Source organism: Achromobacter sp. FW305-C-30-7, from assembly GCF_058783105.1.
The window spans coordinates 20,462-33,310 of sequence record NZ_JBYSYI010000011.1 but is presented as its reverse complement, the minus strand read 5'-3'; the positions used below and the strand labels follow the sequence as shown (position 1 = coordinate 33,310).

At 66.3% G+C, this 12,849-nt stretch carries 12 protein-coding genes; 2 read left to right on the top strand and 10 right to left on the bottom strand.

Annotation, left to right across the window (positions count from 1 at the left end; all coding sequences use genetic code 11):
* Positions 1-46 precede the first annotated feature (46 nt).
* Together glnE and AC3WOB_RS27020 are read left to right on the top strand one after the other, a co-directional pair.
* Positions 47-2,830 (top strand): bifunctional [glutamate--ammonia ligase]-adenylyl-L-tyrosine phosphorylase/[glutamate--ammonia-ligase] adenylyltransferase, encoded by a 2,784-nt coding sequence (gene glnE / locus AC3WOB_RS27025; protein ID WP_492276737.1) that lies wholly within the window; start codon positions 47-49, stop codon positions 2,828-2,830.
* 86 nt (positions 2,831-2,916) lie between these two features.
* Positions 2,917-3,591, top strand: a complete 675-nt coding sequence (locus AC3WOB_RS27020) for an epoxyqueuosine reductase QueH (RefSeq protein ID WP_492276736.1) — start codon at positions 2,917-2,919, stop codon at positions 3,589-3,591.
* Here AC3WOB_RS27020 and AC3WOB_RS27015 read toward each other — a convergent pair whose 3' ends face one another.
* The 10 genes from AC3WOB_RS27015 to AC3WOB_RS26970 form a co-directional block, all read right to left on the bottom strand.
* Complete coding sequence (locus AC3WOB_RS27015; RefSeq protein WP_013392783.1) at positions 3,592-4,551, bottom strand: AraC-like ligand-binding domain-containing protein; 960 nt, start codon at positions 4,549-4,551, stop codon at positions 3,592-3,594.
* 131 nt (positions 4,552-4,682) lie between these two features.
* Positions 4,683-5,219: a cytochrome C gene (locus AC3WOB_RS27010; protein WP_492276735.1), complete on the bottom strand. Its 537-nt coding sequence runs from the start codon at positions 5,217-5,219 to the stop codon at positions 4,683-4,685.
* The gene (locus AC3WOB_RS27005) at positions 5,216-5,722 is read right to left on the bottom strand and encodes a methylamine dehydrogenase light chain (RefSeq protein WP_492276734.1); all 507 of its coding nucleotides are present in this window, start codon (positions 5,720-5,722) and stop codon (positions 5,216-5,218) included. Before AC3WOB_RS27005 ends, AC3WOB_RS27010 begins: the two co-directional genes overlap by 4 nt.
* Complete coding sequence (gene mauD / locus AC3WOB_RS27000) at positions 5,706-6,344, bottom strand: methylamine dehydrogenase accessory protein MauD (protein WP_492276733.1); 639 nt, start codon at positions 6,342-6,344, stop codon at positions 5,706-5,708. The genes AC3WOB_RS27005 and mauD overlap by 17 nt, the downstream gene beginning before the upstream one ends.
* 10 nt (positions 6,345-6,354) lie before the next feature.
* Positions 6,355-6,912, bottom strand: a complete 558-nt coding sequence (locus AC3WOB_RS26995) for a MauE/DoxX family redox-associated membrane protein (RefSeq protein ID WP_492276732.1) — start codon at positions 6,910-6,912, stop codon at positions 6,355-6,357.
* The gene (locus AC3WOB_RS26990; protein ID WP_492276731.1) at positions 6,909-8,099 is read right to left on the bottom strand and encodes an amine dehydrogenase large subunit; all 1,191 of its coding nucleotides are present in this window, start codon (positions 8,097-8,099) and stop codon (positions 6,909-6,911) included. The genes AC3WOB_RS26995 and AC3WOB_RS26990 overlap by 4 nt, the downstream gene beginning before the upstream one ends.
* A 32-nt stretch (positions 8,100-8,131) precedes the next feature.
* The gene (locus tag AC3WOB_RS26985) at positions 8,132-9,013 is read right to left on the bottom strand and encodes a transporter (RefSeq protein WP_492276730.1); all 882 of its coding nucleotides are present in this window, start codon (positions 9,011-9,013) and stop codon (positions 8,132-8,134) included.
* A gap of 68 nt (positions 9,014-9,081) precedes the next feature.
* Positions 9,082-10,593 (bottom strand): phenylacetaldehyde dehydrogenase StyD, encoded by a 1,512-nt coding sequence (gene styD / locus AC3WOB_RS26980; protein ID WP_492276729.1) that lies wholly within the window; start codon positions 10,591-10,593, stop codon positions 9,082-9,084.
* A gap of 179 nt (positions 10,594-10,772) precedes the next feature.
* Complete coding sequence (locus AC3WOB_RS26975) at positions 10,773-11,762, bottom strand: quinone oxidoreductase family protein (protein ID WP_013392775.1); 990 nt, start codon at positions 11,760-11,762, stop codon at positions 10,773-10,775.
* 71 nt (positions 11,763-11,833) lie between these two features.
* Positions 11,834-12,811 carry a DMT family transporter gene (locus AC3WOB_RS26970; RefSeq protein WP_492276728.1) on the bottom strand — a complete coding sequence of 326 codons (978 nt, stop codon included), beginning with the start codon at positions 12,809-12,811 and terminating at the stop codon, positions 11,834-11,836.
* Positions 12,812-12,849: the final 38 nt, after the last annotated feature.

Sequence of the window (12,849 nt, the reverse complement as noted above, 5' to 3'; positions counted from 1 at the left end):
TCCCCACTTATACCTGAAACGCGCCTATTCTGCCGCCCCTTTCGCCATGTCCACGCCCGCCCCCACACTTGCCCCCGCCCTCGCCTGGTCTGGCCATCTGCGCCGCCGACTGGATGCCCACCCGGATCTGGCCGCCTGGCTGGACGATGCCGTGCGCGAACCCGTGACGCCCGCGCAGATCGAGCGCTGGCAAGCCGAGCTGGCCGGACCGCAGGCAGGCGGCGCGCTGCCGGTCGATGTCTGCCGCATGGCGCTGCGCAAGCTGCGCGAGCGGGTCTTCAACACGCTCATCGTGCGCGACCTGACCGGTCAGGCCGATCTGGAGGAAGTCGTCGGCGCCATGACCGCGCTGGCCGACACCGCCGTGGCCGCGGCCTATCGCAGCGTGGCGGCGGATCTCGCCGCCGTGCATGGCGTGCCGCGGGATCCGGCTACCGGCAAGCCGCAGGAAATGCTGATCGTGGGCATGGGCAAGCTGGGCGGCTGCGAGCTGAATGTCTCGTCCGACATCGACCTGATCATGCTGTACGGCGAAGAAGGCGAAACCGACGGCCCGCGCCGCATCAGCCATCACGAGTTCTACGGCCGCCTGACGCGGCGCATGATGCCCGTGCTGTCGGAAGTGGACGCCAACGGCCAGGTGTTCCGCACCGACCTGCGGCTGCGCCCCGACGGCGACGCCGGCCCCCTGGCCTGGAGCCTGGATGCACTGGAGCATTACCTGATCGGCCAGGGCCGCGAATGGGAACGCTACGCCTGGCTCAAGGCGCGCCTGATACCGGCCCAGGCCTTCGAAGGCAGCGACAGCGCCGCCCAGGCGCGCCAGCTGGAAAGCCTGCGCGTGCCCTTCGTCTACCGCAAGTATTTCGACTTCGACGCGCTCTCGGCCCTGCGCGCCCTGCGCGAACGCATCCGCCAGGACTGGCAGCGGCGCGCCAGCGCGCGCAATGGCATCGACAGCGCCAACAATATCAAGCTGGGCGATGGCGGCATCCGCGAAATCGAATTCGTGGTGCAGTTGGCGCAACTGATCCGCGGCGGCCGCATGCCCGCGCTGCAAAAGCGCGGCCTGCTGGAAGCGCTGCATGCGGAAAGCGCCGCCGGCCTGGTGCCCGAGGACGACGCGCGCCGGCTCGAAGAGGCCTACCGCTACCTGCGCCGCACCGAGCATGCCCTGCAATACCGCGAGGATGCCCAGACCCATCTGCTGCCGGGCGACCCCGAGCTGCGCGGCGCCCTGGCCGCGGCCCTGGGCATGAGCCCCGAGGACTTCGAAAGCACGCTGGCCGGGCACCGGCAATTCGTCTCGCAAACCTTCCGCAACGTGTTCCGCCTGGTGGGCATGGGCGACGCCGAAGTGCCGGCACCCGCACCCGGCACCGCCGACCCCGGGTCCGGCCCGGACGAACCCGACAGCAGCTGCGAACTGGCCGAACAGATCAGCCAGGCCTTCGGCGACGACGCGCAAGACCTGTTGCGCCGTACCGAAACGCTGCTGGGCAGCCACCGCGTGCGCAGCCTGCCCGAGAGCAGCCGCAAGCGCATGGACGCCTTGCTACCGGCCGCGCTGCGCGCCGCCCTGCGAACTCCGGCGCCGCTGCAGGCCACGGTGCGCCTGTTTGACCTGATCGAAAAGATCGCTCAGCGCAGCGCCTACCTGGCGCTGTTGGCCGAGTACCCCGACACCCTGGCGCGCGTGGCGCGCATGGTCGCCGCCAGCCCCTGGGCCGCGCAATACCTGACCCAGCACCCCTTGCTGCTGGACAGCCTGATCGACTGGCGCACCCTGTTCGAGCCGCTGGACTTCGCCCAGATCGCGCGTCAGCTGAGCGCGGACCTGGACGCTTGCCGACTGCCCGACGGCGACCCGGACATCGAACGCCAGATGAACCTGATGCGCGACATGCAGCGCCAAGCCAGTTTCCAGTTGCTGGCGCAAGATCTGGAAGGCGAACTCACCGTGGAAAAGCTGGCCGACCAGCTATCCGCGCTGGCCGACCTGTTGCTGACCGAGACCATCCGCCGCACCTGGCCGCTGGTCAACAAGGCCGAGGGCGCCGAGCCGCGCTTCGCCGTCATTGCCTATGGCAAGCTGGGCGGCAAGGAACTGGGCTACGCCTCGGACCTGGACCTGGTGTTCCTGTTCGACGACCCTCGCGAGGACGCCGCCGAGGTCTACGCCAAGCTCGGCCGGCGCATGACGTCGTGGCTCTCGACCATGACGTCCTCCGGCCGGCTGTACGAAGTCGACCTGCGCCTGCGGCCGGACGGCGACGCCGGCCTGCTGGCGGTCTCGGTGGAAGCATTCGAGCAGTACCAGCACAAGCACGCCTGGGCCTGGGAGCACCAGGCGCTGACCCGCGCCCGCTACGCCTCGGGCGACGCCAGCGTCGGCGCTCGTTTCGAACAGATCCGCGAGGACATGCTGGTGCTGCCGCGCGACGCCGCCAAGCTGCGCGAGGAAGTGCTGGCGATGCGCGAAAAAATCAACGCGGGCCACCCCAACACCGGCCCGCTGTTCGACCTGAAGCATGACCGCGGCGGCATGGTGGACGTGGAATTCGTCACGCAATACCTGGTGCTATGCCACTCGGCCACCCACCCGGTGCTGGTGCGCAACCTGGGCAATATCGCATTGCTGCGCCTGTCGGGCGAAGCGGGCCTGATTTCGCCTGAGCTGGCGGCCCGCGCCGGCGACGCCTACCGCACGCTGCGCCGGGCCCAGCACCAGATGCGCCTGCAGGGTGTGGAAAAGGCGCGTGTCCCGCAGGATCAGCTACAGGAAGAACGCGCCGCCGTGCGCGAACTCTGGACGGCGGTGCTGGGCTGAACACGTTGGGGGGACAGAGCATCGCCAGTTTGCGGCAACTCAGCGTAAAATAAGGAGTTTTCCGCCTTATTTGTTGCTCGCAAGCCATGTCTGAACTCGTGCGCCCCAAACTCGACCTGCCCGCCGGCCGCAGCAAAGTGCTGATGCACTCCTGCTGCGCGCCCTGTTCCGGCGAAGTCATGGAAGCGATGACCGCCTCGGGCATCGACTACGCCATCTACTTCTACAACCCGAACATCCATCCGGTCAAAGAGTACGAAATCCGCAAGCAGGAGAACATCCGCTTCGCCGAGCAGCACGGCATCGAATTCATCGACGCCGACTACGACATGGACAACTGGTTCGACCGCGTCAAAGGCATGGAAAACGCCCCCGAACGCGGCGAACGCTGCACGGCCTGTTTCGACATGCGCTTCGAACGCACCGCGCTCTACGCGCACGAGCATGGTTTCGACACCATCACCAGCTCGCTGGGCATCTCGCGCTGGAAGGACATGAACCAGATCAATGGCTGCGGCGAACGCGCCGCGGCGCGCTACGACGACCTGGTCTACTGGACCTACAACTGGCGCAAGGGCGGCGGTTCCGCCCGCATGATCGAAATCAGCAAGCGCGAGAACTTCTACCAGCAGGAATACTGCGGCTGCGTCTATTCGCTGCGCGACACCAACCGCCACCGCCGCTCGCAGGGCCGCGAACGCATCCACATCGGCGTGAAGTTCTACGGCAAGGAAGACCTGATCAACGAGGAACAGCTCTGATCAAGCCGTGTGCCCATGGCGCCGGTACTCCGACGGCGACGCGCCGAAACGCTTGCGGAACGCGTGGCTGAAACGCGCCGCATCTGAGAACCCGAATCTGTAGGCGATGTCGCCTATCGGCCGCGCCGCCTGGGCCGGGTCGCGCAGCGTATCGCGGCAACGCTCCAGCCGCGCGCTGAGGATGAAGTCGGCCGGAGTCGTGGAAGCCTGCGCGAACAGGTTGTAGAGGTAACGGCGCGACATCCGGAAGGCCGCAGCTGCGGCTGCCGGCGACAGCGCCGGATCATGCAGGTTTTCAAGTATGTGCTGCTGCACCCGGCGCAATTGCGCCTGCCGCAGTTCGGCCTGGTCGTGTTCGGCTTGCCCCCCTGCCCGCTCGCTGATGTCCAACCCCATCATCTGCAGCACCGCGTTGGCGGCATCGCGCGAGGCGCTTTCGGACAGGTGCGCGTGCTCGGTCAGCGCTACGCGCAGCAGATCCATCGCCATGCGCCCGCAACCCTGGCGCGCACTGAAGCTGCGCGCCACGGCATTCTGCATGAACGACTGCCAGGCGTCGAAATGCTTGCCGGGCACCTGCATCACCAGGAAGTGCGCGCCATCGTCGACTTCGACCTCGTACGGCCGGGTGGTGTCGTAGATGCTCCATTCGCCCGGCACCAGCAAGGCGCTGCGTCCCGACTGGCGGATTTCGCTGCGGCCCGCGAGCTGCAGCGTCACCTTGTATCCTGGCGTCTCGGAACGATCGGCCAGCAGCTTGCTGCGGCGTACGCGTTGGGCGCTGCTGCGCATTTCGCAAACCTGCATCCAGCCCAGCGAGTCCACCGCCACGCTGTTGCGGAAACGGGCCGGAAACACCGCGGAGACTTCCAGGGGAACGAAGGTATCGCTGACATTTTCCTGCCAGCTTGCGCAGTCCAGGAAATGCCTGGGCTCGCTGCGCAAAAGGGATGGGGACATGGCGGCTCCGAGCCTTTCTGCCTGGGCGGCAAGCCCGACAGCACAGCTACAGCGTTGAATGAAATGCTGCCTCTTTCTAGCACCGGCCGGCGCGAGGGAGTATCGGTGACAACCCCTAAATTTCAGGCCCGCTAGGGTTTTCTGTCGCTGCCATAGGAATAATCGGCCAAGGGCAAGCCAAGTCCCGCCAAGGCCTGCGCCAATCCGTGGCGCACCGGCACCACGTCCTCGTAACGGCGCGGACGCACCTGCGCCACCTCCTGTTCGGTGTAGGGACGGAAGTTCTCCGGCAATTGCGCGGGGCTGAATTCCTCCACGATCCAATTCAGCACGGCCGCGAGCTCGGCATTGTTCAGCTGCGATTGCGCCGCCCCCGGCACGCGCACCAGATACTCCCGGCCTTGCGGCAAATGCACGAACGAACCCACGGAATTGCGGAAGTCGGGAATGCCATGGCGGCCGCTCCCGCGCCCGTCCACCCGATGGCAGCCCGCGCACTGCAGCACATAGTCGGCACGAACGGCCTGGCGCAACCGGTCGGACGCGGCACCGGCCGCCGCGGCATCGGCCGCCGCATGCTGCGCAACGGCCGGGCCCGCGCAGAGCAGGACGGCGGCGGCACAGAGCCAGCGCCACCCCTGCTGCGGCGGTCGTTGCGCCGGATTCATGATTTCGGCTTGGGCTTGGCCAGGCCCACGATCACGGACGTGGTGCAATGGAAGATGGAGGATTCGTTTGACATGCACCAGTTCACATCGTTGTGCAGGAACATCTGATAGCCCGGCCGCTCGCGCTCGGCGGATGCGCACATGCATTTGCCGCAGCAGTCGTTATAGCTGATCAGGTAGTCCTTGCCGTCCAGCGGATTGTGGCAGGTGCCGACCCACGATACCGCCGAGGGTGAGGTGCCGGGCGGGCAGGACGTCATGCTGCCGCCGCAGCATGAACACAGAAAGCCGTCCACCGCGCAATAGCGCCAGTAATCGCACGCCGTGTCATCCATCTGCGGCTTCTTGGGATCCGCGGGCGCGGAACGCGCCACCGGCAGCACCGGCATGAGGAAAGCCGTTCCTACCAGCGCTCGGCCGATGCGGTTGAGCACGCTGCGCCGGGAAGTGGTGTGCGCGACCGAGCGCGTGGCGCGCTCTGCGAATTTATCCAGCCAGTGCATTGCCGCTCTCCTTGCGGGAAATCCGGGTTTCTTCCAGCGTGCCGGCGGCCAGGAACTCCTGCACCGACGCCACGCCTAGCTCCTTCGCCGTGAACAGGCTTTCCAGCTGTTCGCGCGAGTTGATCAAGCCCTTGGCGCGCAAGGTTCCGGTTTCATCGATCAGCACGGCATAAGGCAGCTTGCTGATCTGGAACTTCATACCCATTTCGGTCGACAGCAAGTACGGAAACCGTTCCAGTCCCGCCTGTTTGTAGAACGCCAGATGCTCGGGCATTTCGCCGTCGCTGGCCAGGACGATGCGCAGCCACGCGCTTTCCGTGCTGGCCACCGACTTCAGGATGGGCAGCAGCTTCTTGCAGACCGGGCAGGTCGGGGAAAGAAAGAACAGCAGCTGGCTGTGCTGGCCGCGTTCGCCCACGACGATGCGGCGGCCCAACAGATCCGACAGTTCGAAGCGCGGCGCAGCCTCACCCACGCCCGGGCCCTTGTCCATCGTCAGCGCCCCCATCGGCGCCACGCGCTCGTACAGCACGCCGATCTGCCGCGACAGCGCCAGGATGACGAGCACCAGGCAGAGCACCACGCCCCACAGCAGGAAATTGGAAATGATCAAGGCATCCATGTGAATTCCTTCAGAGATTGCGCAACTTGAGGTGTGAGGCCAACAGGTGGTTGGCGGTGAAGTACAGGCCCACGGCGGCGATGGTCAGGCCGAAAACGGCGGCGGAATCAGTCCACCGCAAACCGCGGGACTGGCCCGCCGTGGCGATGAGGGCTGGCGCGGTCCATAGCGCCAGCGCGGCGTTGCGCAGCACCAGCCACCACGACAGCCCTCCCCGCTGCGCGCCTCGCCCCAGCCCACTGGACGCGGAACCGCCGCAACCGCAATCGATGTCGCGGTGGCCGCGCAGCAGGTTGAAGGCCAGCGCCAGCGTGGCCGCCGCCAGCACCAGCAGCGCCAGCTGCGCGCCCGCCGCCTGCCAGGGCGGCGCAAGCAGCAGGGCTCCGGCCAGCGCCTCGCTCAACGCATAGGCCCAGGCAAATGCGCCGCTCCAGCCCGCAGGCAAGATCCGGTAGGCCGACACGATGGTGGCGAAGCCCGCCATGTCCTTCAGCTTTTCCAGCGCTCCCAGGAGCAGCACGCAGGCCAGCGCCGCACTCGCGGCATACAGCAGCACGGGATCGTTCATCGCGCACCTCGCGGTTGCGGTTCGACCTGCAGCGCGGTTTCGCCGGCGGCCTGGATCGTGCCCTTGAGGACCGGCGCGGCCGGCGCGGCGTCGTAGACGCTCACGTTGCCGCCATCGATCGTGTACAGGCGCGGCTGGTCATCCTGCGAGACCGACATCGACAAGGCGTTCTGGCCCGGCACCCGCGCTACCCTCTTGTGCGTGGCCAGGTCGTAGACCCAGATCTCGGCGGCCGGCGTCTTGTGCGAACCCTCGGCCCCGTTCGGATGCATGCCTACGTACAGCCGCTTGCTGGCCTGGTTCACGGCCAGCAGGTTATAGCCGCCCGGACGCCAGCCCTGGTCCTTGCCCGATGCGTCCAGCAAGGACCAGGGCTTGCCGAACACGGCGTCCTTGCCGCCGAAGTCGGCGCTGTAGACGTTGCCGTTGTAGGACACGAAGTAGTAGGTATCGCCCAGGTTCTCGGTATGCGTGAAGATGGGGTCCTTCTCCGGATCGAACATGGGCTGGCTGCGCTGCTGCCCCGCCGGCTTGCCGGCCTGGTCCAGATCCACGGTAAGCAGCGCGCCATCGCCGCAGATGCTGGCGAAGCTGCGCGGGCGCGAGGGCAGCACGATGATGCTCCAGCAACCCGCGGCCGCGGTCACCTCGTCCGCGAACTGGCGCGTCTTCAGGTCGACCACCGTGACGGAAGACGCGGGCGTGGCGTTCTGCACCAGCAGCAGCCCGCCGTCCGTGCTTTGTCGCAGGTAGTTGCGGTAGTTCAGCGCCTGCGCGCGCTTCTGCGGGATCGGCACCTCGTACTTGGGCGTGAGCGTTTCGGCATCCCAGGCCTCGACCACATCGGTGCGCTTGCCGCGGTTAAGCCGTTCGTAATAGGTCGTCATGACATAGATGTCCTTGCCGTCCGCGGACACGGTCATGTGGCCGTTGAACGACGTAGGCACCAGGCCCAGGAACTTCAGGGTGTCGCCGTCATAGATGTTGACCCGGCTGTCGACCAGGTGGTTGAAGACGGCGTCCATCACGTACAGCCGATGCGGCGTGGCCGGCGGCAGGCGGGTGCCGCCCTTCAGTTCTTCCACGGGCAGGTCCGCCCGGGCCAGGCCCGCCGACGCCGCCAGAGCGGCGCACAGCGCCCACCGTCCGGCCCGTGATGCACATGATCTGGCGCTAGGCGCGTTCATCGATATTCTCCTGGTCTCATGATCCGGCTCCTCTAGAACGCATAGACGTAGCGCAACTGCACGCCACGCATCCGCGGTCCGTTCTCGACCTTCAGGTCGTGGATGTACTGCATCTGAATCTGGTTGGCGTCGTTGATCTGATGCGTCAGTTCGACGGCCAGCTGGTGATTGCGCGCGCGCGTGGCGACGGTCTCGCCGGACGAGGTTTCCTTGCCGCCCGTCTCGTAGCGGTAGCGGATGCCGGTGTAAGTGTCCGGCGTCAGGTTGGTCGAGGCCAGCGCGAAAAAGCGGAACGAGGGATCCTTCTTCAGTGTCTGCCCATGCCAATCGGTATTGCGGCCGTAGATCTCCACTTCCGCGATGGCTTCCAGATACGTGGATTCGCCAAAGCCCTGCACGAAGGAGAAATCCTGGACGGTGGACCAGCGGTTCTTACCCGGCGACACATCGGGGCGCGAACCGTCGTAGCGGCCCACGGGCGCCACGACGAACGGCTCCCAAGCGAACCAGGTCCGGGTCTGCTCATTGTTGTAGAACCAGATCGCCGAACCTAGCGTCACGTCGCCGATGCCGGTCTGGTGGTCGCCCGCCATGCCCGGCAGGTCCTGCGAGGTCCGGATCATGGGCACGATGAATTCCAGCTGCACTGTCTTGCCGTAGAAGTCGCGATAGTGCATCTGGCGATAGACCAGCGTGTTGACGTCGACCGACCCGCCGTCCACGCGCGAGCCTTCGGCATACAAGCCCGAAGACCTCAGCCCGGCCATGTACCCGGCGATGATGTTGGTGCCCACTGGCGCGGGTATCCAGTCGCGCGCGCTGGGGTCTCCCGCCCATGCTGCCTGCGACGCTCCCGCGCACGCGAGCAGCAGCGCCGCCCGCCTGCGGGCCCGGCTACCTGTCCTGCCTGCCATGTCTTCCCCTTGGTGTCGTGAAGGCGCGGCCACCGGTATTTCCCGGCTTGGGCCGCGCGATCACCGTTCTAGTAAGCGATGCAAACGGATTTCCGTTCCAGGTACATCTCCAGTACGGCGCGGCCGTGCTCGCGGCCGATGCCGGATTGCTTGAATCCGCCAAAAGGCATGTTGGGATCCAGCATGTTGTGCGTGTTGACCCAGACGGTGCCGGCATCGACGCGCGGGATCAGGCTTTGCACGCGGGAGAGATCGTTGCTCCAGAGACTGGCGCCCAGGCCGTAGGCACTGTCGTTGGCCAGCCGCACCGCATCGTCCAGGGTGTCGAAAGGCTGCGCCACCACGACAGGGCCGAAGATTTCCTCGCGGGCGATGCGCGCGCCCGACGGCACGTCCGCAAAAACAGTGGGCTGCACGAAGTAGCCCGAGCCGGTTCCGCGCTCCCCTCCCGCCAGGACGCGTCCGCCTTCGTTGCGTCCGATATCGATGTAATCCATGACGCGCTTCTGGTGACGGGCCGACACCAGCGGGCCGACCTGCGTGGCGGGGTCGAATCCGGACCCGAGCCTCATGCCGGCGGCCAGATCGGCCAGTCCCTCGACGACCTTGGGATACAGGTTCTTTTGCACATACAGGCGCGAGCCCGCCGTGCAAACCTGCCCCTGGTTGAAGAAAATGGCGGCTGCGGCTCCCTGCACGGCGCGGTCGACGTCGCAATCGTCCAACACGATCACCGGGGATTTGCCGCCCAGTTCCAGCGAAACCCGCTTCATGTCGTCCATCGCGGCGCGTCCGATCAGCTTGCCGACTTCGGTCGAGCCCGTGAACGCGATCTTGTCCACGCCGGGATGCGCGACCAGCGCGGCGCCAGCGGTCTCGCCCCGCCCGGTCACGACGTTGACGACGCCGGGCGGGAAGCCTGCTTCAAGCACCAGCTCGGCCAGGCGCAATGCCGTCAGCGGCGTTTCCTCGGCCGGCTTGAGCACCACGGTGCAGCCCGCGGCCAGGGCGGGAGCGATCTTCCAGATCGCCATCAGCAGCGGGAAATTCCACGGGATGATCGCCGCCACCACGCCCACGGCCTGCGGCAGGGTGTAGGCGCTGTAGCGGACGCCGGGAGGAAACGGTATGGACAGCGACAGCGTGTCGCCCGTGATCTTGGTCGCCCAACCCGCCATGTAGCGCAGCCACTGCGCGCCCGAGCCGACTTCCAGGCCCTGCGCGACGCCCAGCAGCTTGCCGTTGTTCAGGGTTTCCAGGCGGGCCAGTTCCGTGCCGTGCAGCTCGACCAGGTCGGCCAGTTTCAGCAACAGGCGCTCGCGCCCGGCAGGCAGCATGTCGCGCCAGGGACCGGACTCGAAGGCGCGCCTGGCGGCCTGTACGGCCAGATCCACCTGCAGCGGTCCAGCGTCGGGTTGATGGGCGATGACTTCGCCCGTGGCCGGATCATGGACCGCGATGGGCGCGCCTTGCCCCACGCGCACCGGCTTGCCATCGATGAGCATGGCTTCCCGGATGGCGGCCAGTTCCGGGCGGTCAGAACCGGCGTGGCCGGCGGCGATTGCGCTTGCTGAAGACATTCGAAGCTCCAACGAAATGGTTGAAGCCAGGATAGCAACGGCATTCCCGCAAGGCTTGTCGGACCGTGCATGGCGATTTGTCATTCTGCGCACGGCGCAAAAAAACCCGGCAGCGCGCGCAGCACGGTGCCGGGCCTGGCGCGGCGCCCCTGCGGGAGCCGCGCATCATGGACCTTGGATCAGTCCAGCATCAGCACCGTGGCGCCGGTGGTCTTGCGTCCGGCCAGCGCGGTCTGCGCCTCGCCGGCCTGCTCCAGCGTATAGCGCTGGTCAATGCGGACCTTGATCTTCTTCTTCAGGACCAGATCGAACAGTTCCTCGGAAGCGGCTTGCAGCTTGGCCAGCGTGTTGACGTGCAGCCCCAGCGAGGGACGCGTCACGTACAGGCAGCCCTTCTGGTTCAGCGTCGCCAGGTTGACGCCCGACACGGGGCCGGACGCATTGCCGAAGCTGACCATCAGGCCGCGCGGCTCAATGCAGTCCAGCGAGGTTTCCCAGGTGTCCTTGCCCACGCCGTCATACACCACCGGCACCTTCTTGCCGCCGGTCAGTTCCAGCACGCGCTCGGCCACGTTCTCGCGCGAATAGTCGATGGTTTCCCAGGCGCCGTTGGCGCGGGCCAGTTCCGCCTTCTCGGGGCTGGAGACGGTGCCGATCAGCTTCACGCCCAGGGCCTTGGCCCATTGGCATGCGATCAGGCCCACGCCGCCGGCGGCCGCATGGAACAGGATGGTCTCGCCGCCTTGCAAACGGTAGGTCTGGCGGAACAGGTACTGCACGGTCAGGCCCTTGAGCATCAGCGCCGCCGCTTCGTCGAAACCGATACCCTTGGGCACCTTGACGACCTGCGCGGCCGGCACGTTGCGCGCCTTGGCGTAGGCGCCGATCGGGCTCTGGCCGTAGGCAACGCGATCGCCCTTCTTCAGATGCGTGACCTCGGCGCCGACCGCAGTCACCACACCCGCGCCTTCAAAGCCCAGGCCGTGGGGCAGCGGATGGGGATACAAGCCCGTGCGGAAATAGATATCGATGAAGTTCAGGCCGGCGGCATGCTGCTCGATCGTGACTTCATTGGCGGCGGGCGGAGGCACTTCCACCTCGACCAGCTTCAGGACTTCAGGACCACCGTGCTGCTCGATACGAATTGCCTTGACGAGATTGCTGGCCATGCTGGCCTCCTTTCATTGGAAAAATTGCTAACGAGGGCCTGTCTGCGGCCCTTGAACGAGAAAAACCAGATTCAACGCGACGGCCGGGCCTCGCCCTGCCTGGCCGACGCAAGCCTGCCGGCCCCGCCCCCCATCAGCGCGAATACCCCAGCCAGCACCAACGCGGTCCCCGCCATCTGCCATACCGTGATGGGCTCTTGCAGGAACCACGATGCCAGAAACAGCACCGACACCGGCCCGATCATGCCCAGCAGCGACGCGGTGGGCGCGCCGATCAGCGCGACCGCCCACATCAGCATGAACACCGGCACCACCGTATTCAGCGTGGCGTGGATCACCGAATAACCATAGACCCCGGCAGGCTGGATCAGCATGGCCGGGGGATGCACGACAAAGAACTGGATGATGCAGGCCACGCAGGACACCAGCATGGCATACGCCACCAGACGTGTCGCGCCCAAGCGCTTGACCAGTTCTCCCGAACAGATCAGGTACACAGAATAGCTTGCGGCCGATCCGAAAACGAACAAAGACCCTAACAGCACCTCGCCGCCGCCGAAGGACAGGTCGTGGGCGAACACCAGCACCACCCCGGCGTAGGACAGCACCATGGCCATCCACTGGCGGCGCTCGACCGGGCGCTTGAACCAGAACGCCGACAGCAACACCACCAGCGAAGGCGAGAGGAACAGGATCAGGCGCTCCAGGCTGGCGGTGACGTAGCGCAGCCCCAGAAAGTCCAGGAAGCTGGACAGGTAGTAGCCCAGCAGGCCCAGCACGCAGACCTGCGCGCGCTCCTTCCAGGTCATGGTCGGGATTTCGCCGCGCGCCGCGCGGCGCGACTGATGCCAGGCCACCGCCGCGAAAAACGGCATGGCGAACAGCATGCGGAAGGCGATGAGGGTGACCGCGTCGATGCCGTAGCGATAGGTGAACTTCACCACGATGGCCTTGGCCGAAAACAGGACCGCGCCCAGGGTCGCCAGGAAGAAGCCGGCAGCGCGGCTGGAAGGACGGAAGGACGGCAAAAGCTTGGCAAGGCGATTCATGCGATGATTTTATGTTCAGTGCAAAAACACCGCACGCC

Bases quoted from the DNA above. Each gene is read 5' to 3' on its own strand.
- AC3WOB_RS26990 (WP_492276731.1), bottom strand. From the start codon at position 8,099: ATGAACGCGCCTAGCGCCAGATCATGTGCATCACGGGCCGGACGGTGG.
- mauD (WP_492276733.1), bottom strand. From the start codon at position 6,344: ATGGATGCCTTGATCATTTCCAATTTCCTGCTGTGGGGCGTGGTGCTC.
- AC3WOB_RS26970 (WP_492276728.1), bottom strand. From the start codon at position 12,811: ATGAATCGCCTTGCCAAGCTTTTGCCGTCCTTCCGTCCTTCCAGCCGC.
- AC3WOB_RS26975 (WP_013392775.1), bottom strand. From the start codon at position 11,762: ATGGCCAGCAATCTCGTCAAGGCAATTCGTATCGAGCAGCACGGTGGT.
- AC3WOB_RS26985 (WP_492276730.1), bottom strand. From the start codon at position 9,013: ATGGCAGGCAGGACAGGTAGCCGGGCCCGCAGGCGGGCGGCGCTGCTG.
- AC3WOB_RS27005 (WP_492276734.1), bottom strand. From the start codon at position 5,722: ATGCACTGGCTGGATAAATTCGCAGAGCGCGCCACGCGCTCGGTCGCG.
- glnE (WP_492276737.1), top strand. From the start codon at position 47: ATGTCCACGCCCGCCCCCACACTTGCCCCCGCCCTCGCCTGGTCTGGC.
- AC3WOB_RS27015 (WP_013392783.1), bottom strand. From the start codon at position 4,551: ATGTCCCCATCCCTTTTGCGCAGCGAGCCCAGGCATTTCCTGGACTGC.
- AC3WOB_RS27010 (WP_492276735.1), bottom strand. From the start codon at position 5,219: ATGAATCCGGCGCAACGACCGCCGCAGCAGGGGTGGCGCTGGCTCTGT.
- AC3WOB_RS27020 (WP_492276736.1), top strand. From the start codon at position 2,917: ATGTCTGAACTCGTGCGCCCCAAACTCGACCTGCCCGCCGGCCGCAGC.
- AC3WOB_RS26995 (WP_492276732.1), bottom strand. From the start codon at position 6,912: ATGAACGATCCCGTGCTGCTGTATGCCGCGAGTGCGGCGCTGGCCTGC.
- styD (WP_492276729.1), bottom strand. From the start codon at position 10,593: ATGTCTTCAGCAAGCGCAATCGCCGCCGGCCACGCCGGTTCTGACCGC.